Below are 25,747 nucleotides of genomic sequence, written 5' to 3'. Positions count from 1 at the left end.
GATCATGGTTTTCATCGCCGGGCATCGGGGCGGACGCAATCTTTGGCGGGAGAACAGCCTGACGGGCTTCCGCAACCTGTGCAAGGAGAGCGTCGATGCGGTCGAGTTCGATGTCCATCAGAGCACGGACGGCGGTGTCGTTGTGATCCATGATCCGCTGCTCGACCGCACCACATTCGAGAGGGGGCCGGTGGGCGAGCGCAGTCTGCGACAACTGACGGCAATGCGTCTTCGCGATGCGGGCGATGAGTGCATTCCGACTCTGGATGAGGTGCTCGATGTATTCAGCGAAACCACACTCGAGCTCCACATCGAGATCAAAACGGATGCGCTTGGCAAGGCCTATTCGGGCCTCGAGGCGCGGCTGATCGAGCAGATCAAGCGGCGGGGCCTAGAGCAGCGTGCGGTCATCACCTGCTTCGTGCCCAGCTTGATCGAGACCGTGCGGCGGCTGTGGCCGGAGGCGCGGGTGCTCGTTTCGCTCGATCGTCGTTCGGCAGAGATGATGGGCGGAATCGAGCCCGCGTTGGCTCAGTTGGCCGTCATTCCGCGCTGCATCGTCGCGGTCGAAAAATCGCTTCTGGGGCTCGCGTTGCCGCTTGCCCTCAAACTGCTCGGCTCCGAGCGTCTTGGTGCATGGGTGACCAACGAGCCGGAGGATATCGCTTACTGGCTTGCCCAACCTGTGCGGCAGATCACGACCGATCGGCCGGACCTCGCCGTGAGCATTCGCCGCCAGCTCGAAACGATGCCGGAGCGCCCATGATTCCCCGCCGTCGGTTTCTCGTGGGATCGCTGGCGAGCGCTGCGCTCGCCGCGCCCTCCGGGTTCGTGCGAGGAGCGCCGGTGTCGTTCAGCGCAGATCCTTTCACGCTCGGCATTGCCTCAGGATGCCCGCGCGAGGATCGCGTCATCCTGTGGACCCGCCTTGCGCCGCAACCACTCGACGGCGGTGGCATGAAGGATGCACCGGTCGAGGTTGAATGGCAGGCTGCGGAGGATGAGGCCTTCTCACGAATCGCCTCCCACGGCGTCGTGCGGACGACCACGGAGCTTGCGCATTCCGTGCATGCCGAGGCGACTGGGTTGCTGCCGGACCGCGTCTATTGGTACCGCTTCCGCGCCGGTCCGGCGCTCAGCCCCGTCGGACGCACGCGCACCGCACCGGCCGGGTCGGCACGGCCTTTCCGTTTTGCTTTCGCATCCTGCCAGCAATACGAGCAGGGCTATTTCACCGCCTACCGCGACATGGCCGCGCGTGATCTCGACCTCGTCGTGCATCTCGGTGACTACATCTATGAGAAATCCTGGGGATCGCGCCACGTCCGCCAGCACGGCGTCGGAATTCCGACGACGCTCGAGGAATTCCGCAACCGCTACGCGCTCTACAAGACCGATCCCGATCTGCAGGCGGCGCACGCCGCTTTTCCCTGGCTTTCGGTCTGGGACGACCATGAGGTGATGGATGATTATGCCAATGATCGCTCCTACACCATTCGCGATTCCGCCCAGTTCTTGAAGATCCGCGCGGCAGCCTATCAGGCCTATTACGAGCACATGCCGCTGCCGCCCTCGGCGCGCCCACGCGGCGCGGATGCCACGATCTACGCGCACTACCGCTTCGGCGACATGCTCGACGTCCTGCTGCTCGACGACCGGCAATATCGCTCGGCATCGGCCTGCGTCGGAAGCGGGCGTCCGACCTGGGTCGCTGGATGTGCAGGCCGGTCGGACGAAGTCCGGACCATGCTTGGCGAACAACAGGAGCAATGGCTCGATGCGCGTCTGCGCGACTGTCGCGGGCTCTGGACGATCATCGCGCAGCAGACGTTGATGGCGCAAAACAAGCGGGAAGGGGATGACGGCGCGCATTTCTGGATGGACGGCTGGGACGGCTATCCCAACGCCCGCCGCCGGCTCCTTGATTCGCTTGTGGCACACCGCCGGCGCAATCCGATCGTGATCGGCGGCGACCGTCACGCCTTCTTTACCGCCGATCTGAAACATGACTTCGCCCGCCCGGATCGCCCGACCATTGCGACCGAGTTCGTCGGCACGTCGATCACCTCGGACGGACCGAGCGAAGCCAACGTGCGCAAGGCATTGGCGGAGAATCCGCATCTGCTCTATGCGCGCGGCGACAAGCGCGGCTATGCGACCATCGAACTCGACGTTCGGCATTGCACCGTGGGATTCGAGGCGCTCAACGACGTCAAGGATGCCGGAAGCGCGGTGCGCCGGCTGACGAGCTTCGTGGTCGAGGAAGGCGTGCCGGGCGCGAAAGCCGCATGACGAGATCCGCACGGCACAGATTTGACGACCAACGAAAGATCGCCTCAAATGCTCCGACGTCTGACTGTGCCTTGAGACCGCTGCGGGGGGCTGCGCCGTGACTGACCAGACCATTCTGCGGGTCGCCTGGCTCTACTACATGGAGAACCTGACTCAGGCCGAGATCGGCGAGCGGCTGGGGCTGACCCGCGCCCGCGTCAACCGCATGCTGTCGGATGCCCGCCAGACCGGCATCGTCAACATCCGCCTCAACTCCACCTTTGCGAGCTGCACAGAGCTGGAGCATCGATTGCGCCGGGAATGCGGGCTTGAGGACGCCGTCGTCATTCCGAGCCCGGAAAATCCCGAGCAGGTCGGCAGCCTGATCGGGATGGCGGCGGGAGCCTATTTGTCGAAATTCCTCGAACAGAAGCGGCCGCGCATCATCGGAATCGGCTGGGGCGCGACCTTGCGCGAGACCATCCGTTACGTCACACCGGCGGACTATCCGGAATTGTCCATCGTCTCCATGATGGGCGGCCTGTCGCGCGGCCTTGAGCTCAACACCTTCGAGATTGCCGGTGAGCTCGCGCACCGGCTGCACGCCCAGTGCAGCTATCTGGCCGCGCCGATCTTTGTCAGCAGCCGGCGCTCGCGCGACACGTTTCTGACTCAGGAGGTCTATCAGGAGGTGCTGGACAGCGTCGAGAAGATCGATCTAGCGCTGTTGAGCATGGGAGATCTGACCCCGCGCTCGCTGCTGATGCGGCATGGGTTGCCGCCGGACGTCCGCGCCGAGCACCTACGGGCGGCAGGCGCCGTTGGCGACGTCCTGGCGCAGTTTCTCGACAAAGCCGGCCGGCCCATCGATCATAGCATCAACAGCCGAGCCATTGCGCTGCCGCTCGAGAAGCTGGCGCGCGTACCGACGTCCATGCTGATCGCCGGGGGACTCAACAAGGCGCCGATCATCGCCGCGGTGCTGCGCGGCCGGATCGGCAAGGTGCTGATGACGGACGAGAACACCGCCGTCGCCGCCCTGAAACTGATCGACAAGCAGAAATAGCCCGATTTCCTCTGCAGAGAAGGGGATCCGCGCCTTCGAAACCGAGCGCGCGATAGCCGGCGTGTGCGCTGAAAGGCGTGCAAAAGCATTTGTCACCTCGTCATTACATATGTAACATACCGGAGACAATTGCTCAGAAGGATGGCGTCGACATGCGCGCTGCGGTGCTCCAGGACATTCGTGATATCCGCGTCCTCGATATCCCAGAGCCGAGGCCGCTTGCGGAGGACGAGCTCATCCTCCGCGTCAAGGCTGTCGGCGTCTGCGGCAGCGACTTGCATTCCTATCTTGAAGGCGGAACAACCGGCCCGACGCAAGTCAGGCCATTCGTGCTAGGCCATGAGTTCTCGGGTGTTCTCACGCCGGACTCGGCGCGCAAAGCGGGGCTTTCGGCTGACGCGCTGGTGGCGGTCGATCCGTCCATTCCCTGCGGCCATTGCGAATGGTGTCATCGCGGTCACACCAATCTCTGCCCCAATGTGAAATTCCTCGGCTATGCGCCTCACAACGGCGCGATGGCCGAATTCGTCTGCGTGCCCCGATCCGCCGTGCATCTGGTGCCTGACAGCATCGACCCGGCCGGCGCTGCGATCCTGGAAACGCTTGGCGTAGCGATCCATGCGATGGATCTGGCGCGCCCGCGGCTTCTGGAAAGCGTGGCGGTGCTGGGCTGCGGGCCGGTGGGATTGCTGCTCGTGCAGCTGGCGCGACTCGCGGGTACCGGGAAGGTCATCGCGATCGACCCCGTCGAGCAGCGCACGGCGCTGGCCTGCGACCTCGGGGCGGACGTGGCATGCCGCAGCTACGCCGAGGTCGGGGACGCCACCGAAGGCCGCGGCGTCGACCTGGTGATCGAGGCAACCGACTCCTCGCACGGCTTCGAGCATGCTGCGCGCTGCGCCCGTATCGGCGGCCGGATCGTTCTCGTTGGCATCCCGGAGAACAACCAGTACATCCTCAGCGGCGCGGAGTCGCGTCGTAAGGGCCTGTCCATCAAGTTTTCACGTCGTATGCCGGAAGTCTATCCGCGGGCCATCGCGCTTGTGCAAGGCGGCCAGGTCAAGCTGGCGCCGCTCGCCACGCATCGCTTCTCGCTCGACCAGACGCCCGCCGCGTTCGAGCAGCAGGTCGCGCGGCGCGATGGGATTATCAAGGCGATCATTTGCCCCTAATCGAGCGGCATCTCGCCAAAGAGCCTGGGGTAACGGAAGCAGGGATAGATGCGGGGCCGGTCGTGATGGCGAAATCCTCGAAGCTGGTCGTCGCCCGGAAGGGGCGCGTGCTGATGGTGAGACGCAGGCGCGACGGCCTTTGGATGTTTCCAGGCGGCCGGAGGCGGGCAGGCGAGAGCGACAGGAGCTGCCTGCGTCGCGAGATCAAGGAGGAGCTTCCCAAGCTCAAGCTCGGGTCGTTGAAACTGTGGACGGAAGTGAGAGCGAAGAAGAGCCGAACCGGCCGGCGGATGAGTGATGCCATTTTCCTGGCCAAGAAGGTAACGGGACGGCTGAAGGTCGGGGACAAGAAGGAGATCGATCGTGCGGTCTGGCGCAAGCCGCGTGGCGCCAGATTGACGCCGACTTCGCGCTACATCCGCGACAAGCTGTTTCCCAGGCGAGGCCGCCGCTAGGTCGCCGGCGGCAGGCGATTCCTTCGGATTAAGGCCTGCCGGTCATGCGCGGCTAAAAATGCTCGTCATTGCAGCGCCTGCAGGCATTCGGCCGGTCTTCAGTTCGTCCGCGTGAGAACCCGCTGGGCTTCGTTGTGCTCTCCTCCGACGTCAGTCATTTCTACGAGAACATGGCCAGCGAGCGCCCGTTCACGACCGCCTTTCATGTCGGCGACATGCTGGCGGGTTTCGACAAGCTCCGCGCTGTCGCACCCGACGCGGACCACATCGTGCCCGGTCACGATCCGCTCGTCATGAAGCTCTATCCGGCGCCGAGCCCGGACCTCAGCGGTGTCGCGGTCCGCCTCGACGTCGCGCCGTCTGTGGGTGCTCATTCCTGAGACGGCCGGCGGGCGCCGGCGTAACCTGGGCTTGGAAAATCGATTTTCTAAGCCGTCGTGCCCGGTTCGAACAAGCCTGCTGGCTATTCCGTCCGGGTAGGGAACGGCTCATACGCGGCTCATGGATTTACGCAAAGCGTCGACCAGTAGCCAAAATTGAGCGTTCGTCGTGTTTTTCCGCTGCCGCCTTGTGTTGATCCCGAACAAGCTTCTACGATAGCTCGTTCCCATCTCGAGTTGGGCGCAGCCGCCAATTCTTGTCTTGTTTGCGATGTTGTCTGGGAGACTGCCGTCAAGCATAGGGTTGCTGGTAACCTCGGCCGGGATTCCTGCAGCATCCAATTCTTCCAGAACGATATCGCGCAACTCGTCGTCCAGTCCGCCGAGCTGAATTCTTCCATTCGCCTGGGTGTCCGTACAGCCGTGCAAGCTGATACAACGTTGAGCGTTTTCGACCAACTTCGTGGCTATTGGCTCATCGTAGTGGGAAGCCGTCACATGCAGGTCGCCGTTGCTGGAGGGCAACAACCCTTCAAACAGCCAGAGGTCAAGCAATCCAAGACCATCAACTGCGGTCGCCAGCGTAGCCGGATGATAGCCGGCCGTAGCTAGAGCGATCTCGCTTGTGCCGGTCTCAATGCCACCTCCGTGGAGGGCCATGATGATCTTTTGTGTTTCCGTGTTGTCCGTAACCTGTTCTTCCACCAGTTGGCGCCACTCATGACGTAGCCATCTTTTTCCATATGCCATCCCTTCGACATTGTTCGGATCATCGTACAGAGCAGTCATGGAATCATACTTGTCGGGTCCTCGCGGCATATCACCGATCTCCGTGCAGTCGGCTTGAATGATCAAGAGCCAGTCGCGACGTGCGGCTCTTGCTGGCGAATGGTGGACCTCCGGACACGATAAGGCTGCGGCCCTGACTTCTTCGAGAACGCGTCGCCCGGACCCGACTGGCGATCCGGATCGGACCATTTAGGTTGCAGGTTTCAGTTCGACATTCTTACCCGCCACCCGCCTTCTCGATCATGCGCATGACGGCATGGAGCTCCCTCTCGTAAGTCGGTCCGGTGGCGTAGCCCGCGCGAGCGACTTCGGTTGCGAAGGCGTATGGGTCGTGGGTGACCGCGAACGCCTTGGCGTACCGCTTGTTGCGCGCCAGAAATGAGCCGTGCTCGCTGAACGCGGTGGCAGCGTCGGGATAGACGCGGAACCAGTCGCGCACGACATAGTCGTACTTGCCGTCGGGCCGCGGCGTCACCGAGATCACTTCGGGGAATTTGGCGTCGGGCCGCGACATGACCTCCTTGGTCTTCAGCAACTGCCGCATGTTTTCGGGCATGCTGGCTTTTGCCTTGATACCGAAAAAATTGAAGCCTGGCGCATGCGCACCCCAGCCGGATTCCAGCGCTGCCTGGCCGAGCGTTACCAGGGCGGGTACGCGGCTCGCCGCCTGCGAAGCCCTGGCTGACTTGCCGAACGTGGCGACGAACGCTTTCGGCGCGAGCTTCTTGCCCGGCGCGTAGGGCAAGGGCGTCGGCGCAGGAGGCGTAGGAGCGGGGGAGGGCGGCAGCGACCGGCCAGCCAGCGCGGCGCCAATCGCGGCCTTGGTCGCCGCGCCGACGACGCCGTCGGCCTCCAGCCCGCCGCGCGACTGAAACCCACGCACCGCGCGTTCGGTGTTCGAACCAAAATCACCGTCCACTGCCAAATCGTAGCCGAGCCCGACAAGGGCGCGCTGCAGGCTGCTCACGCCGTCGCCTTTGCTGCCCCGGCGCAGCGTCGGTCCGAGCATGAATTCGGCAACGCCTTTGAGGCGGTCCACCAGCCCCGGATCGCCTCCCGCTTCGCTCGCGAGCAGGGCTTCCAGGGTGAGGGTCTCGTCGGCTGGAGATTCGCCCTCGCAGGCGGCGCGCACGTCCTCACCGTCGCTGAAATTCTCCTGCCAGTTCTCTTGCCAAGTCTCTTGCCAAGTCTCCTGCCATCCCTCGTCCTCGGCTTCGCTTTGCGCGCCCGGCAGCGGCGCGAGGTCGAGGTGGAAGTGGATGATAAGGGGATGCGGTCCATGCCAGTTGAGCCCCGTCACGCGCTTGTTCTTGTCTTTGCGCGTCGTGCCGACGAAGATCACGTTGCGCTTGCCGGTCTCCCGGTTGATCTCGTCGGCGACCGCGAAATCGTTGTAGATGATCCGCCATTTGGCCGGCATCGCCTTCGCAGTCTCGTTCACCGCGCGCAGCAACCTCAAGGCATCGTCGCGGAGATAGAAGCCGCGAGCGTCGCGCCTGTTCAGGAACAGATCGAGCGAATAGCCGCGGTCGTTGAAGCTCCCGCCGCCATGTCCGCGATAGGTACCCGCTCCGAGGCCTGCGCCGTAGCGGCGGCGCAGCTCGGCAAAGAAGCGGACCATGATCGGCGCGACAGGCGCCTTGTCGCTTCCGTCAATCGACGCGTGACTGACCAGCTCCACCCGCTGCGCCGGCGGCCCGAAATCGCCGAGCGAGCCGGCCGATGGCTCGGTGCGGAAGCGCATCTCTTCCTCGCGGCTGATCATCCAGGCGCGGCGGAGAACGTCGTCGGCGTACTTCGTCCCGAAGCGCATGCGGGCGCCCTTCAGCGTATCCTCGTAGTCGCCGCGCAGCGCCGCGCTTCGTTCGTCGGCCGAAGGCTTTCCGCCCGTCCGCCGCGACCACTCCGCAGCCAATCTGGCAATGAAGGCATCGAGATCCTCGTCGACAGGAAGCGGCGCAGGCGGGGTCGGTGCCGGCGGGATGGGAGCAGGTGGAGTAGGTAGCGGCGCGATCTTGCCGCCGAGCGCTGCGGCGATAGCCGCCTTGGTGCGCGGGCCGACCACGCCGTCGGCGGAGAGGCCTGCGCGGGACTGAAAGGCGCGGACCGCTTTTTCGGTTGCATCGCCAAATCGTCCGTCGATTTCGCCCGGCGAATGGCCGAGTTGCGCCAGCGCGCGCTGCAGCGCTTCGACACCGGCGCCGCCGTTGCCGCGGCGAAGCGTCGGTCCGACCACAAGAGCCGAGGCGCCCTGCAAGAGGTCGGCGGCTCCACCGGCCTCGGTGTCGAATGCGCGCACGCCGACGCCTGCAGGCCATCCTGCGTCATCCGATTCCGGTTCGAACCACTCGGCCTCGAATTTTCGGGGCGCCGAGTGGGCGCCGCACCCGCATCCGCACCTTTCGTGCTCGATTTCGTCCTCGGACGATTCAGGCCAGCGCGTGTCGGAGAAGTCTTCGTCGAGCTTGTCGCCAGGAAGGCCTGCGTCCACGTCCAGCCAAGCTAACGATTCCCCGTCGGCTCTCTCGAAATGTGTTTCCGCGCTCGACATCGCATCGAAATTCTCAAAGGCCTCGCCATCCGAGGCTGTGCCGAGCTCGCTCAACAAGGTCGGGAGCAGTTTACCGGGCAGCGCGCAATGGGTGATCGAATTTGGCACGGGGCGCAGCGCCACCGCGCCCGCATTGGCGCGGCCGTCGAATTTGTCGGTCGGAGATTTGGCGCGGTAAACGATGTCCACGCCCAAACCCGGCCGGGCTGCGGAGAGCGCCTTGAACGCCGCGATGGGCGGGCTTCCGTAGGTGGCGTCAAGAACCCACACCTTGACGAGCTTCGCAAGCGCGCCGGTGCCGAGCGCCGTGGATTTGTTCGCGTTGGCGAGCGGATAGAGCACGCCGTAGGCGCGCGAGTGCCCGGAAATGACGAGCCGGCCGATTTGCGTGCCGCTCCGCTCGAGGCGGCGGTCCGCCTCGCCCAGCACTTCGGCAAACAGCGCATTGAGCTGCGCAGGCCGGTCGAGGCCGTGTGCACTCCAGCCTGCGTCGCTCCCAATCTGGAGCTGCGGCACGATCAGCAGCATCGGCCGGCCGCTGTCGGTCACGATCTTGCCGAGCCGGAAGGTCGCCTCCGTCACGATGCCCGCAGGCATGGCTCGCGGCACGCCGCAAGGACTGAGCAGCCCGTGGATGTAGAGCAACATGTCGACCGGCCCGCTGCCTCGAACGGCCGCAGCCGACGCGAATACGGCGATCTTTGTGCCGGTGACGCGGGAGCGGTAGATCCATAACGCGCCGTCAAGATACGGCTTCGTGGACGGAACGACGGCTTCGCTTTCGAACTCGCTCGTGATCGTCGGCTTGCGGCGAAACTCCCAGTGCCATTCCTCGGTCGGCAACTGCTCGAAACCGTAGGCCGCCGCGTTCTGCTTCAGCCATCCATAGAACCAGCTCCTGCGCCAGGCCGCTCGCGCTGCGTCACTGCTACTGTTGGCAACCTCGAATCCCGCTTTTCTGTTCTGATAGAAGTCGACGGCAATTCCGTTCTGGTGATTGCTGTAGCCTGGCGCCGCAATCCGGCCACCCAGGCCAAAGCCGCCGAAGGCCTTCGACTTCAGCATGTAGGCGGCTGCTGCCTTCGAATGTGGACCTTCGGCAAGAGCTTCGCGGTGCGCGCGTGTCCGGTTGTAGTAGCCCTTGAAATACCCGAGCCACAGCGAGCGCTGGTGCTCACTGCCGCGATAGCCGCTTGCTGCCGTCAATCGTTTCGTTCGCAGCGCATCTGCATCACCCGCAATCTGAGCCTTCTGCAGATCTGCATTTGCAGCGGCGAGCAGGCGGCCTGCGGCCCGCGCAGTCTCCGGCCGCGTCTTGACGCTGGTGCCCGGGATCGTCTCGACCTGAGTGCTGCTCAGGTCGGGCAGGGCAGCACCCCTGGCCTTGCGGCTGCGGGCGATATGCTCGGCGAGCACATTGTTGCGAAAGGCGATCTGCTCCGCTGTTGCGGTCCACGCCTCGGACTCGAGATATTCGTCCTCACCTTCGTGTTCGTCTTCGGCGCAGCGGCTGGCTCCGGACTCCAGCTCGCGAGCCTCCTCGAGCTCGCGCGCCCAAGGCTCCGAGCTTTCGTCTCGCGCGGCATCGTTGTCCGCGGAAAAGCCATCCGAATTCCACGGCTGGGCTTCAAGCCCTGTGAACGAGGTTTCATCGTAATCTTCCGACAGCGAGCCTTCCAGCTCCGGCTCGAAGCTCTCGCTCAGCAGGGTCATGCCCTCGACGGCGAAGAAGGCGTAGCTATCCGCGTTGTTCAGAGCCTGCTTCGGGGACAGGGTCGCGTATTTCGGTTCGTGCTCGTAGGCCTGGTCCTTGATGCCGACATAGCGATGCGCGACCTCGTGGATGAGGGTCACCTCCTGCGTGTCGGGCGCCAGCGCGCTGAAGTTGCAGTGCCTCGGCCGCGTGTCGAAGCAGATGTGGACTTTGCCGAAACCGCCGAACAACTGCGTCGTCAGGGCATAACCGCAGACGGCTCCCTTGCCGTCCGTGGCGCAGTCGGTCTCGCCGCGGAACTTGATTCCATCCTTCAGCGCCTTTTCGATCCGCATCAGCCGTGTGACGATGTGACGGAGATCGTCGTGCTTCGTGGTGTGAAAATGCCGCAGCAGCAGCTGCCGCGTGGCTGCGCCCATCCGATCCGGCCGTCCGTACGCGCTGCCGACGAACGAGGCCGCATGCTGCACTGCGCGCAGACACCGTTCGGTGACGTCAAGCAGCAGCTGCTTTTGCGTCGACGTACAGTTCGCGAAGGAGTGGGGTGAGCCCAGTTCTCCCTCCTCGAGGGACTGGGATTCGCCCGCACCAGTCCACTCCGCTTCGCCCGAAAAGGCCACGAACGGGTTGTCCTCGAGCGTGGCGAACGCTTCAATTCCGCTGTGGTTCTCCGGCTCGGACGTCTCCGCGAACGGAGCGTCGAGGCCGAGCGGGTCGAGCGATTGGAAATCCTGCGTGGACCCGTGCATCGTCTGCCTCCTGCGTTGACCTCAACGTGCGCCGACGAGCAGTGGCGGTCGGGTCGGCGGCCGCATCTCGATCGGCTTTGCGCGTGTCTTCAGATCCTTGCCAGTTGCGGATGCCCACTCAGTGATGACCCGCCTGCTCGAAGCTCCGATCGGCGAAGCTGCGCCCGGCGGCGAACCGACCGGCGGCTGCTCGAGGTAGAGAACCCACGCCAGTTCAGGTCCGGACACGACGCCGGACTCGACGATGCGCAGGAACCGGGAAAGATCGCCAGCCATCGAGAACAGAGCCGACGACCTGCTGTGCGGTGCGAGCCCAACGCGCTCGCCGATCATCCGCAGGCGCTCGTAGGGGCTCGTGGCGTTGGCAACCAGATCCTCGACCACCGGCGTGTTGGCGCTTAGCGTCAATTCGGCCCAGCCGAGGGCCGTTGCCGCGACCAGCTCCTCCCGACTGAGCAACTGATTTTGCCGCCGGGCGCGCAGTGCAAATCGCAGTGCTTCGGCGATCCTGAAAATCCGATCGTCGTCTGAGGCGTTCACGCCGGATGTGTTGCGAACGTTGGTGATCGCCTGCCACAATTCAAAAAGGAGTTCCTCGAACACCTGGATGAATGACGCGTTCGCGTGCGTGGCCTTGTCGTAGGCGGGCGGCCGGTTGTCGTCGGTGCCGAATGCCAGGTCGAGGCCGAAGAGCCGCCAGTATGCGTTGCGCCGTACCGCCTCGGGATCGGGACGGATGACACTGGTGGATAGCCACGGGGCAAGCGGATTGGCGGCACCAAACAGCAGCACCTCGGTGATCTCGAGCCAACGCTGGGTCGCGATTGACGGGATGCCCAATCCCTCGCCGGAGCGATACTCCCGGAGGACGCGGCGCAGGATCTGGATGGCGCGTGTGTTCTCCAGAACGTAGCTGTAGCCGAGGTGGTCCCATTGCGGGACACCGGCCAACGACGGATCCGGGATGAATGGCGCGAATGCGCCGATGTCGTAGCGGAGGAAGGCCAGCCGGGCCGGGCTGGCCGGCTGCGGATTCGGCGGCGGTCCCCATACGCGAAAGGCGTTCCAGACCTGTTCCATGTGGAGCAACAGATCGAACGGATCGCACATGAGCACTATTGCGGCCGCCGCGTCGCGCGACATGTTGGAGGGCGGCGCCATCATGCGGTCAATCAGCTGCTGGATCATGACTAGTACCTTTCGTTGTCGCGTGGGCGCGGAACGACCTCGCCGATGAATGGAACGGGACGCGTTGGTATCGGCACGGTCGATGCTCCCGACCAGCGCGGCCGCGCCGTGGCTTCGATCATGCTTGCAAGACGCGCGTTCACAGCGCCATCCGTGATCGGAACGCGATGAGGTCCGATCTCCGCCAGCGGTGCGAGCTTGGTCGACAGTTCCTCGAATCCGTTGGTCAGGATGCATTCGATCGCGCTCATCTGCGACAAGCGGCTCAGCGCCTGATTCAAGTGGCACAGCTCCTGCTCGCGCTTCGCATCGCGCTCGTGCAGTTCGTTGATGGTCTGCTTGAGGAGGTCGATCTCCTCGTTGCGCGGGTGCCCGTCCGATTGGCGTTTGGCAAGCTCCAGCACGGACTCGGATCCCGCCGAAGATGAAGGCTTCTTGGCCATGTCGTATTCCTTTCTCAATTCACGCCGCTTCGGCCTGGTTGACGAACCAGCTGCGTGCGCGTTCAATCCACATCGGTGCAGTCTCGGGACATTCGGCCTCGCGCAGGCCGGCGAGTGCGACGATCCGTATCCCCTCGCGCTGTCGCCACGCCGGCGACGTCCAGAGCGCTGCGCCAGCGGTGTGTTCGAGCTCGGCAAGCGCCTGGGGCGAGACGCGTTTTGGATCGAGCACGTCGGTCATCGGCCGGCCGCCGAGCCCCGGTACGGGCGCTGAGAGACACGCTTCTGCGATCCTTGGCATCGCGGCCTTCGAGCGGGCGAGCAGGGGCTGCAGCGTCTCTTCGGCGAGGGCGATCGGATAATGCGCTTCCATGGCCCGTTGCAGGGCATTCCATGGGCCCTTATCGCCGAAGCAGAGGCGTGACATTGCGCAACCGAGGACCGTGCGAAGCCACCCGATCGGGTGCGGGTCGCCCACGGGCCATTGCAGGATGGTGTCGGCATTGCCGACGACGTCGTAGAGCGCCGCCGTCGAGGCATAGCCGGTGTGAAGAAAGGCAAAGACGTCGGCACCGATCTCGGAGGCCCAGGGTGTCCACATCACCTGAAGCTTTTCATCGTCCTTCAGCGCGCGCGCTATGGCCGCTCGCACGGAGGGCGTCCAGCCGGTGAGGTGAGCGACCTGATGGCCAGTCTCGTGAAAGAGCGAGGTGGGGCGATAGAGATTGTGGCGCACGATCTTGATGGCGGCGACCGGCATGATGACCCCGGGCGCCCAGAGGCGGACGCCCGCGCGCAGGATCGATGCGCCGGTTCCCTTGTCCTGGTACACCAGCACTCTTGGCACCGGCTTCCTCGCCCGCTCGAGCACGCCCTGCATGCTCGTGACCGCAAGCCGGTCGAGCGTCGTGAGCGCCTCGCGCAGAGGCGCACTTGTTCGCGAGTTCACGGCATCTCCGAGGAAATCGAGCGTGGTGTCGACCTGGACGTAGCGGCGACGGAAGCGCTGGACACCGGTCGAGGCGGCTGGAATGCGGGCCGGATTCTTCCGCGCCTCGGCAACGACCCGCTGCGTCGCCTCACCGAGCTCGATGAGTTCCTCGACGACCGCGTTGATCTGCTGGCGCAGCGGCGCACCGGTGTCGCGTTCCACCGACTTCCAGGCCTCGATCGAAGCAAACTCCTCGGCATCGCGAAACGTGCGAGCGGCCGCCAGCCAGTGGGCGACCTGCCGCTGGAGGTCCGAGGTGACGAGATGCTGGTCGATGTCACGCGTCACTTGCCGCCTCGCCCAGGTGTGACGGAGATGGCGATGCTCGGTGTGCCGCGCAGCGCGGCGCCGGACGGCGCGGACGCACCGCCGCGCAGCATCCTGCGGATCGCGTCGAGCCCGGGGACCGCGGTGAGGCGGATGCGAACCGTTACACCGGGATCGGGATGTCCGGCTGCGCGCACGAACGCTTCCGCATTGGCTCGCGCCCATTTCGTCAACGCCGGCATCACCCAGGCGCGCAGGCGCTGGCGCAGCTGAGCGGTCAGGCCGGGCGGCAGCAGCTTGCCCCTGTGGGCAGCGAAGTCCTCGAAAGTCTCGCCGTCCTCGCCATCCTCGCGTAACATCCGGAGAGGAGCCTGGCCGCCGGCGGAGAGTCGCTCCATGTCCTGGTAGGTCCTGGTGAGCGCCTGCAGCAGCGGGAGGCTTCCCTGGCCCTTGCGGATCGCCGCGACGATCTTCTGCGTCTCCGCCTCCGACAAGTAGATTCCGACGGTGATGCGCGCCTGGCGCATATTCACCGAAGCCCAGGCACGGCTTGCGCGCAGACGCCTGGCCGCGGCCTGTCCCGCCGGGCCCGCGGGCAAAGTTGGCGGCGCGCCGGCGCCGACCGGCTCCAGAATGTAGAAGCGCTGGCCCGCGGCGATCCGCTGTCGCGAGCGAAGATATGCGGCGGGCACCGCGACACCGAGCTTCGGTTCACGCAGTAGAACGCCGGCCGCCGCCGGCGTCAGCGGATGGACGTTGGCGATGTTGATGTAGCCGCGGCCTGCGCCTGCGCCCGACCGGTCGGTGCGCACCATGCGCTGGAGCGTGGTGCCGGGCGCAGACTGATAGATGTGCATGCGCGCGCGGATCGGAAACTGCGCGCCCGCCGCCCGCATCGCCGCGCCGACCGTCGATCCGCCGAAGGTGGGCAGCGTGTCCGCAATCTGCGACGTCACCTGGATATCGGGCGTGCGGTTGTACTTGCGATAGGGCCGGAGGCTACGCGGGCGGCGGCTCACGAAGGTTCCGCCGAGCGACGGGGCCTGCTGCAGCGACGCACGAACGAAGCGAGGCGGGAAATGCGTTGCAACGGCTTGGCTAAACGCTTCTGCGGTCGCGAGCTGGGTCAGCTCTTCGTCCTCGAACACGTAGTCCTCGTTCTCGGCGAACTGGCGGACCGTATCCTCGACGACGCTGGCGAGCGCGACCGGCGCCACCTCGTCGCTGCGCTCGAGCTGCGCCCGGTCCTCGGCCTCGAGCGAGATGAGCCTCAGACCGGTATCTACGATGGCGTTCGACAGAGGCCCTTTGAGCTGCGGTCCTACCCATTTGCCGATCAACTGGCCGAGATAATTGGCGAGGAAGCCCACCACCTTCGGTCGACCGACGAGGTTGATTCCGAGCCGCAGCGCGCCGAGCAGGGCGGGAACGAATTGCTCGATCGCCGGCGCGAGATCTTCGTCCTCGTCGGCGTCGCGCAGCCGTTCGATCAGTGCGCCGCGGGCTTCGGCGAGCACCTCGAGTTCCCGCGTCTCGATCTCGCTCTCGTCCGTCGCACCGAACGCCTCGCCTTCGAACTCGGCTGCCGCATCGCCCGCCAGTGCCTCCGCGATGGCCGCGTCGAAGGATTCGGCGAGCGACTCCATGTCGGTCAGGTTCGCCGGTGACACCTGAGCTTCGTCGATGCTCTCCTCCGCAGCCTCGGACGTGAATCGGGCGGCGAGCGCGCGTGCGTGCGGCTGCAGAGGTGCCGGCAGCCGGCCGATGGCGAAGGACAGGACGCGCCGGAGCAGGGGATTGATCAGGCCGCGCAGCTTGTTCAGAACCGGCCCGAGCAGCGACCCCGCGACCTTGCCGACGCTCTTTGCCACATTGGCGACGGTCTTGACGACGCCCTTGGCTTTCTTGATGAGCTTGCCGATGAACTCCTCGCCGGCCGGCGTCAGCTCTCCGATCGATGGGTCGAATCTCTCCAGCACCTCATCGAGCTGTTGCTCTGAAAGGGAGCCGACGTCCAGGCCGGCCATCCCTGCTTCCAGCGTCTGCAGATACTGTTGCGCCTCGAAGCGCACCGGGGCGAGGTGCGCGTCGGCATAGCGTTCGCGCTCCTGTGCGGACGCCGGCGTCTCGCCGACGAACCGCTCGTCGAGTGCCTGCTCGGTCTCCTCTGCCAGAAACGCAAGCGCTTCATCGAATGCTTCGTCGCGAAGCTCGGCATAGACTTCGGCCACCAGGCGGTCGGTCTCGGACTGGCTTGCGCCGCCATCGAGCGTCGCTGTGAATGGTGTGAGATTCTCGCTCCACGGAGCGAAGCCGATCGCCGCGCCGTTGCCGGTTTCGGCGAAGGCTTCAGCGAACGGGTTTTCCTGCGCGGCGAAGAGATGGGATGACTCTTGTTGATTCAGCATCGCGCGACTCCGGCCTCCTGAACATCTGCGGTGCAGTTGAGCATGACCGCCGTCCGCCGCTGTGTGTGCCGCCGTCGCCTTGCCGTCTTGTTCGCGCGCTCAGTGCGTATTGCTGCCGTGGCCGCGGCGCTTTCCGAGGCGTCCACGCAGCGTCGCAGGATCGTCCACGGGCAGACGACGGCCGTCCCTGCAGACTCCGGAAAAGGAAGAAACAAAAAGGGAAGGGGAAGCTAGTGCGCGGTGCGTGAGGCGGGACAAATGCCGGCCACGCGCTTCGCCAGCGCCTCATCCGGGGCCACGCCCAGCTCGCAGGCAAGGCGCTTTGCCAGCGAACGGTAGCACTGGACCGCCTGGTAGCGATTGCGCTGGGCGAGATATGCATCGATCAGCGCTTCGGCCGCCGATTCGCGCAGCGGCTCGGCGGCGAGCGCGGCGACCCCCGCCTGTGCTGCCAGCGCGAGATCGCCACACGTCGTCATGATCCGGCAGGCCGCCTCGAGCGCCTCCACCCGCAGCAGGCGAAACGCCTCCTGCCCGGCGATCAGCCACTCCTCATGCCAGCCGGGCAGAACGTCGTTCGATAGCAATACGATGTCCTCGAAGGTAAGCGCTTCGCCCTTGAGGGCACGGGCCGCGGTGGCCTGTGCGCGCGAGAAATCAACGTCCGCCGACAGCACCAGCTCGTCGCCCATGGTCTCGATCCAGCCGGGCGGAACGTGCCACAGCGCGCGGCGGAGGTTGGCTCGGCCCGCGTCTTCGGCGAGATCCAGCCAGAGATTGCTAGCGGCTGCGGTGCGCGAGACCGGCCGGCCTTGAAGCGCGAGAAAGGCGAGAAGCCGGCGCGCCGGGAGCGAGAGGCGAACCATCGGGTGGACGCCAAGCCGCCCGAGAATGGCGACCTTGCGCTCCACTATCCTCTCACTGATGCCCCCCGTCATGAAGAGCCTTCCTGGTCGCGAGATTATGAAAAGTTCGACCGAGCTCTGGCCGGCCGAGTAAAATCTTCTGTTGGGCCGTTCGTATTCCGGCCGGTCCTTAAATTCTCGACACTAGGCTGACAACCGGCGTGGAATGGTACGCCCGCCGCCCGTCGTGGGCAACAAATCGGGTTGGAGCCCGAGGCCGGGACTTAGCGATAGATTTAGTCGCGTTTTACTGTTCAATGGCGCGGGTGCGTGCGTATGCCGACAACCGTGTCCGAACACTATGGCTAACACGAGGCTTGGTGGCAGTTCGCCGCGCGCGCAGAATTTGCCGCAGATATTGCACATGGGCGTGCCCAGTCCTGTGCACATGTGAACCTCACCACAACTCCGACACGCGTTGACCGAAATCAGGCTCGACGGATTTGCCGCCAGAGCAACCTGTGCTCGCGTGGGATGCGCGAGGCGGAACCCAGAGAAAATTCCGACCCGGACCTCGCCCGATGCAGATCAGTTCGTAACGTAGCGGTGTTTTCTATCCCGATAGTATGAACTAGTTCATTCTTGAGCCGCAACCAGAAGCTTCACGTCGAGCATGGCCGGTTCGATGCAAGGATCGGTTGCAGAATGAAGCGGCGCACGCATCTGACAAGAGTACTGCCTTGACCGTTTGAGGAGGACGCGGCTGTTCACGCCAGCTAGCCGCAGTATCCAATTTAGTTAAGTAGTGCCGACGTTTGACGCGAAGGCGGCGGTCGACTACCGCTTCGCGGCAAAGAATGAGCCCGGTAAGACCCGAATGCGATCGTCGACGGGATCACGTAAGCGACACGCGCGCGATGGCGGACCAAGCTCTGCAGGCAGCCTATCGTTCGCAAGGCCTGGAGCCGGACAGTGACTCGAGTGCAGACAATTTAGCGTTTTGTTGAAGCGACGCCCGCGAGCCTGGGTCCGGTGATAAAGTCGATTGGGCTCAAGTCGGGGCAAGTGACTGGCTCGGTCATAGATTGGTGCGCGTTGCGTCCATGAGAGAGCAACCGCGGCACGTCTGAGAAGAATTTCCACGCAAACGCACTTCTTGCGTCAATTTTGTGTTGCTGCTTGAGAACTATGGATCCTGGTAGCAAGTCCCTTCCCCTTACCAGCAAAGCTTATGCTGCCGAGTTCTCGCATTGCAGCGGTGCACTTGGACGCCGCGCGCTAGTGTCTGGGATTTAGAGCACTGTTCAGGCCGTCGCCGATGAGGTTGAAGCCGATCACGAGCGTGATGATCGCAAGGCCGGGCCAAAGCGCCATCCATGGTGCCTCGCCGAGAAACTGGCGCGCGACATCGAGCATGGCGCCCCAAGAGGGCGCGGGCGGCAACTGACCTAGCCCGAGAAATGCAAGGCTTGCTTCTGCCAGAACTGCGATCGCCATGGTGAGCGTCGCCTGTACGATGGTGGGCGCCAGAACATTTGGCAGCACTTGCCCGGCCAAAATGGCGAAATGACCGAGCCCTTGGGAACGGGCAGCCAAGATATAGTCCTCTGTGCGCACAACCAGGGTCTCGGCGCGTGCAACGCGGACGAAGACCGGAACGGCAGAAATGCCGATTGCGATCATCGCATTCTCCAGGCTGGGGCCAAGAAATGCGGCCAGCGCAATCGCGAGCACGAGAAAGGGGCAGGCGAGCAGGGCGTCCGCAAGGCGCGAGATCACCATGTCGGCGAGGCCGCCGAAATAGCCGGCGATGAGCCCCAAGGGAAGTCCGACAAAGACCGCGACGGTTACCGAGATCATGCCGGCAGCCAGCGAGGCTTGCGTGCCGAAGACGACACGCGAGAGTACATCTCGACCGAGATCGTCCGTCCCAAACCAATGTGCCGCACTGGGCGCAGCACGCACGGCCATCCAATCGGGTGTGTTTGGATCGTAGGGCGCGAGCCACGATGCAAACACGGCCAGCACGATGAAGAACAGGATGATCGCGCCGCCGATCAATGCGGAAGGCTCGTGGAGCAGCCGGCGAGGTTCGGAGCCGCGCCCATGCGCCTGGGCTGCAATCGGCTGCGTCTCGATCGTGCTCATGATCGAAGCCTTGGATTGAGCGCGGCGTAGGCGAGATCGGCAATGAGGCTCATCAACAGAAAGATGGCTGCGGTACAGAGCACGACTGCTTGCACGACAGCGTAATCGCGGCTGAACACGCCATCGACGACCATCTTGCCAAAACCCGGGATTGAAAACACCTGCTCGGTCAGGACCGCTCCCGCCAGCAATTCGCCGAATTGAAGCGTGCCGAGGGTGACGACCGGGATCATGGCGTTCGGCAGGGCGTGGCGCAGCACGATCGTGCCTTCGCGGACGCCCTTGGCGCGGGCCGTGCGCACATAATCCTGCTTCATGGCCTGGATCATCGCGCTGCGGACATGGCGCATCATGATCGCAGCGGTGCCTGTGCCCAGCACGAGCGCCGGCATCAGCATCGTCAGCAGGTTTTGCCCGATGCTTTCGGAAGGCGGAACGAAGCCGCCTGCAGGCAGCCAGCCGAGATTCACGGAGAACAGCAGGATGAGCATGATGCCCAGCCAGAAGTGCGGAATGGAAAGTCCGGCCAGTCCAAACATGCTGGCGCCGTAGTCGAGTGGCGTCCCGCGCCACAACGCGGCAAAGATGCCGATCGGTAGGCCGATGGCCAGGGCAACCAGCATCGAGAGGGTCGCGAGTTCGATCGTCACGGGGAGCTTCTCGACCAGCATCTTGCCGATCGGCAAGCGGGTTCGCACCGACGTTCCGAAATCACCCTGGATCACGGCTTTGAGCCAGATGGCATACTGCACCGGAACCGGATCGTTGAAGCGATACTTCTGCCGCAGAAATTCCACGACTTCCGGATTGTGCTCTTCACCGGCCAGCGCCAGTGCCGGGTCGCCGGGCAGCAGCTTCTGCAGCCCGAAGACCATCATCGACACCAGCAACAGGGTCGGCAACGAGACGGCGAGCCGCCGAAGAAGCAGGGTCTTCATCGACGCAAACTGTTGCTCACGCGGCCGGGGTGCTGCATACGGTGCGCCTCAGTTCGTCGGCTTGACACCGACCAGGCGGAGAAGGCCGTCCGGAACCATCACGATGCCGCCGACCGACTTGCGGGCTGCGAAGAACCAGTTCGGGTGATAGAGCGGGATCGATGACAGGTTACCGAGATATACATCGGTGACCTTGGCGTAGAGTGCCTTGCGCTTGGTCTCGTCTGCCTCGGCCCGGGCCTGATACAGAATCACGTCGAGATCCTTGTTGCAGTACTTGTTGACGTTCTGTGAGCCCGCGCAGCTGAAGAAGGCAACCAAGGTCGGATCCGGATCCGCGCGGCCGCTCCAGTTGCCGATATAGGCTTCGAAATTGCCGTTCATGTAGCGCTCGATCGCCGTGGCCGTTTCCATCGGCAACAGCTTGACGTCGAAGCCGGCCTCACCCGCCATCGACTGGATGATCTGCGCGACGCGGGAATCTCCGGCCGTGTTCTCGAACTGCAGCTCTATCGGCACGCGGGTCATTCCGGCGGCGGCAATCATCGCCTTCGCCTTGGCGACGTCCCGCGCAGGCGCCTTGTGTGCGGCGTCGTAGTAGGGCGAGGAGGGCGGAATCATCTGGTTGTCGGCCAAGAACTCGCCGTTGAAGGCGACCTTGTTGATGACGTTGCGGTCGATCGAGAGCTCAAAGGCCTGGCGCAGCGCCGCGTTCTTGCCCAGCGGCGTGTCGGCCTTTGCGCCGGCTCCGACGTTGAACATCAGATGCGAAACGGCAAGCCCCTTGCCGGAATGCAGCGCAAGATTGGAATCGTCGCGGATGGTCTTGAGGTCGGTCGGCGCGACGCGCTCGGCGAGGTCGAGATCGCCGGCCCTCACCCGTGACAGCCGAACCGTCGAGTCGGGGACATAGAAGTAGACGACCTCGTCATAGCCGATCTGTCCGACGTTCCAGTAGCCCGGATATTTCTTGACGCGAATGAGGTCGCGCGACTTGCGCTCGACGAATTGATACGGACCGGCACAAACCGGCGCGGCGGCAAATTCACCGGCTTTTTCCATGGCGGCCTTCGGCGACACCATCATGCCAGCACGGTCGCTGAGGTTGGCAAGCAGCGGGACGAACGGCTCCGACAGATTGAACTTCACCTTGTCGGCGGCGAGCGCCTCGACGCTCTGGACCGGCGCAAGCTCTGACTTTCGCTTGGAGTCCGGCAGCGTCTTCATACGCTCGATGTTGAATTTGACCGCGGCCGCATCGAACGCGGTGCCGTCATGAAAGGTGACGTTCTTGCGCAGCGCGAACGTGATCGACTTGCCGTCTGCAGCCCATTCCCATGATTCCGCGAGCTGCGGCACGATTTTCAGGTCGGGCGAGATATCAACGAGCTTGTCGCAGAGCGCCGCGAAGACAAAACGTCCCGTGTAGGTGCCGCCAAGTGCCGGATCGAGCGCATCGGGATCGTCCTGAATGCCGACCCGCAGCGTCGCTGCATTGGCTGAGGCCAGGCTCGATGCAATCGTGAAAAATGCCGCCAGCGCGATTCCGATCCGTTTCATCCGGAGGTCCTTTCGTCCCTAGGCTCTGCTTCCGCGGTGGAAGACAAGCACGGCCGGGTCAATTTGTAAATATGACGAACAAATGGGCGTCCTGATACGTAATGAGGTGCCAACCCGCTGGGGTATATGACGGAAAATCGAAAAAAAACACCCTTGACGGAGGGCTGATCGAGCGATTTAGTTCTGAGAGTGGACTAATTGGACAGACTCATGCAGGACGCCCCGTCTTCGCCCGTTGCCCGACAGCAATCCGTGCGTCTTGTGGTCGAGCGTTTGCTGCGCGATCGATCAGTCTCGCGCGCCGAAATCGCGCGCAGCACCGGCCTGTCCAAGCAAACCATCTCCGAAGTGATGCGCGAGCTCGAGCGCGACGGCTGGGTGCGCGAGGACGGGCAGATCCAAGGCAACGTCGGAAGAAGTGCGGTGACGTACGCGCTTCGGCCGGACGCCGCCTTCGTCTTGGGCATCGACCTCGGCGGTACGAAACTGCATGTCGCGCTCGCTGATCTGCACGGCGAGATCGTTGCCGAGAGCATCGAACCCACCTCCAACGACGGTGGCCGTGCCGTCGTCGCCCAGATAGGGCGTATGAAGGATGCGTTGCTGGTGCGGGCCAATGTCCCTGCGCAGCGCCTGCGGGGTGGCGTCATGGGAAGTCCCGGCATGGTTGATCCGGGATCCGGCAGCATCGTCATTGCGCCCAACATTCCCGGACTTGATAGCCTGGATGTAAAGGCTGCCTTGCGCGAGCAACTCGGCATCGAGGTCCTCATCGAGAATGACGTCAATCTCGCTGCGATCGGGGAGCATTGGCGCGGCAGCAGCCGCGCAATCCGCAGTTTCGCCTTTATCGCGCTCGGCACCGGCATCGGCATGGGCATCTTTTCGGATGGCAGCCTTGTGCGCGGCGCACGGGGGAGCGCCGGCGAGATCGCCTATCTGCCACTTGGCGGCGATCCCTATGACGCACGTGGTCTGAAATACGGCACGCTGGAGACCGCCGTCGGCAGCGCCGGCATCGTCGAGCGCTATGTCGGTCTTGGCGGCGCGCCCGCCAGCACGGTGCGCGACGTCTTCGACCGGCTGCAAGGCGAGGAGGCAGCTCGGATCACCATCGATGAGATCGGCCGGATCCTCTCGACCGCCATTCTGGCCGTGCACAGCGTGCTGGATCCGGAAATCATCATTCTGGGCGGGAGCATCGGAGCGCGGCCCGAGTTGAAGCATCGTATCGACGACTATCTGGAGCGCTGCATGCTTCAACCGGTTCGCATTGAGCTCAGCACGCTCGGCAATCGCGCCACGCTGATCGGCGCGATCGGTAGCGCGATCGACCTCATGCATCGGTCGCTGTTCGGCATCGGCCGCGGGTCGGGCCCCCTCGCGCTGCCATTTGCGGCAGCAGAAGTCGCGGCATGAAAGAGTACGCACCGAGGATCGAGATCGTACGGAGCGCCGCTGCCGCAGCTGCCGCGGAACGGGGGGCTGAACGCATCGTTGCCTGCATGCGCAATCGGACGCAGCTGACCCTCGGCCTTGCGACGGGCGCGACGATGACGCCGCTGTATGCCCGTCTCGTCGCGGCAAGCCGTGCGGGCCTGATCTCGTTTCGCGAGGTGACGTGCTTCAACCTCGATGAATATGTCGGTCTTGCGCCGAGCTCGGCGGGAAGCTTTCATCGCTACATGCATGAACATTTGTTCGGGCACGTGGATATCGAGGCCGGGCGCGCAAGGCTCCCCAACGGCATGGCCGAAGATGTCGCGGCGGAGGCAGCCGCCTATGAAGCGCAGATCGCCGCAAGCGGAGGCATCGATCTGATGCTCCTCGGCATCGGCGCCAACGGCCATATCGGCTTCAATGAGCCGGGCTCCGATTTCGCCTCGCGGACCCGCGAGGTCGAGCTCGATGAAGCGACGCGTGTTGCGAACGCAGGCGGCTTTCCGGACCTCGCTCATGTTCCGCGGCGCGCGATCACGATGGGGATCGCGACAATACTGCAGGCCAGGAGCATTCTTCTGGTCGCAACAGGGTCGGAGAAGGCGGCCGCAGTCGCAGCCGCAATCGAAGGTCCGATTGGACCCGCGTGCCCGGCCTCGGCGCTTCGACTGCACCGCAACGTCGAGATCATCTGCGACGAGAAGGCTACCGCTGCACTGGCCAAACGGCCCCGGAACGAGACTCGGAGAACCGCTTGAATTGGCGACAGCGCGATTTCATGGTGCCGGGACGGTCGCTCGCGGTCGGTGATCGCGGCATGGCCGCGGCCTCGCATCCTGCCGTTGCGCTCGCGGCGGTGGCGATGTTGCGCAGCGGCGGCAATGCCGTCGATGCCGCGATCGCTGCGATTGCACTCCAGGGCGTCATCGATCCGCACATGACCGGCGTGGGCGGCGATTGTTTTGCAATCTATGCGCCCGCGTCCGGAAAGCCCGTTGCGGTCAACGGCTCCGGCAGGGCGCCGCAAAAGGCCGAGCTCGGTTGGTTTCAGCAGCAGGGACTGACATCGATTCCTGATGACTCACCCCATGCCGTCACGGTGCCGGGGGCCGTCGATGCGTGGTGCCGGCTCTCTGCCGACCATGGATCCAAAAGCTTGGATGAGGTCTTGGCGCCGGCGATCCGCGCGGCCGAGACCGGCTTCGTTGTCACCCCGCGCGCCGCGCTGGATTGGGCGCGCTACGCCAATCGTCTCGAACGACATCAGGCCGGCATTCCCGTCTACCTGCCCGGTGGCGCTGCGCCTGCCGTCGGCGCCAGGCTCAGCCATCCCGCACTCGGCGCGACGTTGCGGCGGATTGCGCGCGAAGGGCGCAGCGCGTTCTACGAAGGCGCGGTCGCAGAGGAAATCGTCGCAACGCTGAAGGCGATGGGCGGGTTGATGCAACTCGAAGACCTCGCGGGCGCGCGACCCGACTACGTCACGCCGATTTCCACCGACTATCGCGGCCACGAGATCTGGCAATGTCCGCCCAACGGGCAGGGCGTCGCCGCGCTATTCATCGCCCGCTTTCTTGCCGGCTTCGACATGGCCGACCCGTCGCTGAGCGAAGCGGATCGCATCCATCTCCTTGCCGAAGCGACCAAGGCGGCTTATCGGCAGCGCGACGCGCTGGTCGCCGACCCCGCATTCCATCCGCTCGACGTCGATGCGCTGCTCTCGGAGCGAACAGTCGCGGCCTTGCGCGGCCGCATCAGCAGGGAGCGCGCGAGCGAGCCGACGGTGTTCGACATGCCGGTCCATCGCGATACGGCCTACGTCGCCGTCGCCGATCGCGACGGCAATATGGTCTCCCTGATCAACTCCCTGTTCTTCGCCTTCGGGAGCGGTATCTACGCCCCGCGATCGGGCGTGCTCCTCCAGAATCGCGGCGCGGGATTTTCCCTTGTCGAGGGACATCCCAATGCGATCGCGCCGCGCAAGCGCCCCTTCCACACCATCATCCCGGGCCTGCTCTCGAAAGATGGCAAGCCGACCATGGTTTTTGGCGTCATGGGCGGACAATATCAGGCCACCGGACATATCCAGATCCTGAGCGGAGTGCTCGATCGCGGCCTTGATGTGCAGCAGTCCTCTGATGTGCCACGAAGCTTTGCCTTCGATGGTGTGTTGACGCTCGAGCCAACGATTCCCGCGGCTGTCGCCGACGATTTGACCGGGCGCGGTCATCGCGTGGTCTGGGCGGACGAGCCGCTCGGAGGTTGCCAGGTCGTGCACCTCGACAGATCCAGGGGCGTCATGTTCGGCGCGTCGGATCATCGCAAGGACGGCATCGCGCTGGCAGTTTGAGCGAAGGGGCGGGCGACGATGG

General features: G+C 64.3%; 19 protein-coding genes. 9 read left to right on the top strand and 10 right to left on the bottom strand.

Annotated features, from left to right (window positions below; genetic code table 11):
* Positions 1 to 4: 4 nt before the first annotated feature.
* From ACNJYA_RS23450 to ACNJYA_RS23425, 6 genes are all read left to right on the top strand, one after another.
* A complete protein-coding gene (locus tag ACNJYA_RS23450; protein WP_439363471.1) occupies positions 5 to 766 on the top strand; it encodes a glycerophosphodiester phosphodiesterase family protein in 762 nt (253 codons plus the stop codon).
* The gene (locus tag ACNJYA_RS23445) at positions 763 to 2,292 is read left to right on the top strand and encodes an alkaline phosphatase D family protein (RefSeq protein ID WP_439363469.1); all 1,530 of its coding nucleotides are present in this window, start codon (positions 763 to 765) and stop codon (positions 2,290 to 2,292) included. The genes ACNJYA_RS23450 and ACNJYA_RS23445 overlap by 4 nt, the downstream gene beginning before the upstream one ends.
* Before the next feature lie 97 nt (positions 2,293 to 2,389).
* A complete protein-coding gene (locus ACNJYA_RS23440; RefSeq protein WP_439363467.1) occupies positions 2,390 to 3,337 on the top strand; it encodes a sugar-binding transcriptional regulator in 948 nt (315 codons plus the stop codon).
* 152 nt (positions 3,338 to 3,489) lie between these two features.
* The gene (locus tag ACNJYA_RS23435; protein ID WP_172788019.1) at positions 3,490 to 4,509 is read left to right on the top strand and encodes a zinc-dependent alcohol dehydrogenase; all 1,020 of its coding nucleotides are present in this window, start codon (positions 3,490 to 3,492) and stop codon (positions 4,507 to 4,509) included.
* A 65-nt stretch (positions 4,510 to 4,574) separates the two neighbouring features.
* Entirely contained in the window at positions 4,575 to 4,964 is a 390-nt protein-coding gene (locus ACNJYA_RS23430) for an NUDIX hydrolase (protein ID WP_172788020.1), read from the top strand.
* A 68-nt stretch (positions 4,965 to 5,032) separates the two neighbouring features.
* The gene (locus ACNJYA_RS23425) at positions 5,033 to 5,344 is read left to right on the top strand and encodes a hypothetical protein (RefSeq protein ID WP_246571007.1); all 312 of its coding nucleotides are present in this window, start codon (positions 5,033 to 5,035) and stop codon (positions 5,342 to 5,344) included.
* 108 nt (positions 5,345 to 5,452) lie between these two features.
* Here the strand turns inward: ACNJYA_RS23425 and ACNJYA_RS23420 are convergent, their stop codons facing one another.
* From ACNJYA_RS23420 to ACNJYA_RS23375, 10 genes are all read right to left on the bottom strand, one after another.
* The gene (locus ACNJYA_RS23420; protein WP_212256408.1) at positions 5,453 to 6,199 is read right to left on the bottom strand and encodes a poly-gamma-glutamate hydrolase family protein; all 747 of its coding nucleotides are present in this window, start codon (positions 6,197 to 6,199) and stop codon (positions 5,453 to 5,455) included.
* Between the two features lie 151 nt (positions 6,200 to 6,350).
* Positions 6,351 to 11,147 carry a peptidoglycan-binding protein gene (locus ACNJYA_RS23415; protein ID WP_439363464.1) on the bottom strand — a complete coding sequence of 1,599 codons (4,797 nt, stop codon included), beginning with the start codon at positions 11,145 to 11,147 and terminating at the stop codon, positions 6,351 to 6,353.
* Between the two features lie 21 nt (positions 11,148 to 11,168).
* On the bottom strand, positions 11,169 to 12,335 hold the full coding sequence (locus ACNJYA_RS23410; protein ID WP_212256404.1) for a hypothetical protein: 1,167 nt from the start codon (positions 12,333 to 12,335) through the stop codon (positions 11,169 to 11,171).
* Positions 12,336 to 12,337: 2 nt separating this feature from the next.
* Positions 12,338 to 12,778: a hypothetical protein gene (locus tag ACNJYA_RS23405; protein ID WP_439363462.1), complete on the bottom strand. Its 441-nt coding sequence runs from the start codon at positions 12,776 to 12,778 to the stop codon at positions 12,338 to 12,340.
* 19 nt (positions 12,779 to 12,797) lie between these two features.
* The gene (locus ACNJYA_RS23400) at positions 12,798 to 14,057 is read right to left on the bottom strand and encodes a hypothetical protein (RefSeq protein WP_212256401.1); all 1,260 of its coding nucleotides are present in this window, start codon (positions 14,055 to 14,057) and stop codon (positions 12,798 to 12,800) included.
* Complete coding sequence (locus tag ACNJYA_RS23395) at positions 14,054 to 16,444, bottom strand: hypothetical protein (RefSeq protein WP_439400777.1); 2,391 nt, start codon at positions 16,442 to 16,444, stop codon at positions 14,054 to 14,056. The genes ACNJYA_RS23400 and ACNJYA_RS23395 overlap by 4 nt, the downstream gene beginning before the upstream one ends.
* A gap of 230 nt (positions 16,445 to 16,674) precedes the next feature.
* A complete protein-coding gene (locus ACNJYA_RS23390) occupies positions 16,675 to 17,382 on the bottom strand; it encodes an AfsR/SARP family transcriptional regulator (protein ID WP_210268450.1) in 708 nt (235 codons plus the stop codon).
* Positions 17,383 to 18,567: 1,185 nt separating this feature from the next.
* A complete protein-coding gene (locus tag ACNJYA_RS23385; RefSeq protein ID WP_212256397.1) occupies positions 18,568 to 19,437 on the bottom strand; it encodes an ABC transporter permease in 870 nt (289 codons plus the stop codon).
* On the bottom strand, positions 19,434 to 20,375 hold the full coding sequence (locus tag ACNJYA_RS23380) for an ABC transporter permease (protein ID WP_212256395.1): 942 nt from the start codon (positions 20,373 to 20,375) through the stop codon (positions 19,434 to 19,436). Before ACNJYA_RS23380 ends, ACNJYA_RS23385 begins: the two co-directional genes overlap by 4 nt.
* 48 nt (positions 20,376 to 20,423) lie before the next feature.
* Positions 20,424 to 21,935 carry an ABC transporter substrate-binding protein gene (locus ACNJYA_RS23375; protein ID WP_212256393.1) on the bottom strand — a complete coding sequence of 504 codons (1,512 nt, stop codon included), beginning with the start codon at positions 21,933 to 21,935 and terminating at the stop codon, positions 20,424 to 20,426.
* A gap of 210 nt (positions 21,936 to 22,145) precedes the next feature.
* On the opposite strand from ACNJYA_RS23375, the gene ACNJYA_RS23370 reads away from it, so the two are divergent.
* The 3 genes from ACNJYA_RS23370 to ggt are packed head-to-tail and all read left to right on the top strand — an operon-like array spanning position 22,146 to position 25,725.
* On the top strand, positions 22,146 to 23,354 hold the full coding sequence (locus tag ACNJYA_RS23370; RefSeq protein ID WP_210268451.1) for an ROK family transcriptional regulator: 1,209 nt from the start codon (positions 22,146 to 22,148) through the stop codon (positions 23,352 to 23,354).
* Complete coding sequence (gene nagB / locus ACNJYA_RS23365) at positions 23,351 to 24,133, top strand: glucosamine-6-phosphate deaminase (RefSeq protein WP_212256391.1); 783 nt, start codon at positions 23,351 to 23,353, stop codon at positions 24,131 to 24,133. Before ACNJYA_RS23370 ends, nagB begins: the two co-directional genes overlap by 4 nt.
* A 20-nt stretch (positions 24,134 to 24,153) precedes the next feature.
* A complete protein-coding gene (gene ggt / locus ACNJYA_RS23360; protein ID WP_212256970.1) occupies positions 24,154 to 25,725 on the top strand; it encodes a gamma-glutamyltransferase in 1,572 nt (523 codons plus the stop codon).
* Positions 25,726 to 25,747: the final 22 nt, after the last annotated feature.

Origin of the sequence: Bradyrhizobium sp. BLXBL-01 (assembly GCF_051853025.1) — a bacterium.
In the GTDB taxonomy this organism is placed as follows: domain Bacteria; phylum Pseudomonadota; class Alphaproteobacteria; order Rhizobiales; family Xanthobacteraceae; genus Bradyrhizobium.
Note: the sequence above shows the minus strand (reverse complement) of the source record. Positions and strands in the feature narration are given on the sequence as shown.

Bases quoted from the DNA above. Each gene is read 5' to 3' on its own strand.
- ACNJYA_RS23450 (WP_439363471.1), top strand. From the start codon at position 5: ATGGTTTTCATCGCCGGGCATCGGGGCGGACGCAATCTTTGGCGGGAG.
- ACNJYA_RS23445 (WP_439363469.1), top strand. From the start codon at position 763: ATGATTCCCCGCCGTCGGTTTCTCGTGGGATCGCTGGCGAGCGCTGCG.
- ACNJYA_RS23435 (WP_172788019.1), top strand. From the start codon at position 3,490: ATGCGCGCTGCGGTGCTCCAGGACATTCGTGATATCCGCGTCCTCGAT.
- ACNJYA_RS23430 (WP_172788020.1), top strand. From the start codon at position 4,575: ATGGCGAAATCCTCGAAGCTGGTCGTCGCCCGGAAGGGGCGCGTGCTG.
- ACNJYA_RS23415 (WP_439363464.1), bottom strand. From the start codon at position 11,147: ATGCACGGGTCCACGCAGGATTTCCAATCGCTCGACCCGCTCGGCCTC.
- ACNJYA_RS23410 (WP_212256404.1), bottom strand. From the start codon at position 12,335: ATGATCCAGCAGCTGATTGACCGCATGATGGCGCCGCCCTCCAACATG.
- ACNJYA_RS23405 (WP_439363462.1), bottom strand. From the start codon at position 12,778: ATGGCCAAGAAGCCTTCATCTTCGGCGGGATCCGAGTCCGTGCTGGAG.
- ACNJYA_RS23395 (WP_439400777.1), bottom strand. From the start codon at position 16,444: ATGCTGAATCAACAAGAGTCATCCCATCTCTTCGCCGCGCAGGAAAAC.
- ACNJYA_RS23390 (WP_210268450.1), bottom strand. From the start codon at position 17,382: ATGACGGGGGGCATCAGTGAGAGGATAGTGGAGCGCAAGGTCGCCATT.
- ACNJYA_RS23385 (WP_212256397.1), bottom strand. From the start codon at position 19,437: ATGAGCACGATCGAGACGCAGCCGATTGCAGCCCAGGCGCATGGGCGC.
- ACNJYA_RS23380 (WP_212256395.1), bottom strand. From the start codon at position 20,375: ATGAAGACCCTGCTTCTTCGGCGGCTCGCCGTCTCGTTGCCGACCCTG.
- ACNJYA_RS23375 (WP_212256393.1), bottom strand. From the start codon at position 21,935: ATGAAACGGATCGGAATCGCGCTGGCGGCATTTTTCACGATTGCATCG.
- ACNJYA_RS23370 (WP_210268451.1), top strand. From the start codon at position 22,146: ATGCAGGACGCCCCGTCTTCGCCCGTTGCCCGACAGCAATCCGTGCGT.
- nagB (WP_212256391.1), top strand. From the start codon at position 23,351: ATGAAAGAGTACGCACCGAGGATCGAGATCGTACGGAGCGCCGCTGCC.
- ggt (WP_212256970.1), top strand. From the start codon at position 24,154: ATGGTGCCGGGACGGTCGCTCGCGGTCGGTGATCGCGGCATGGCCGCG.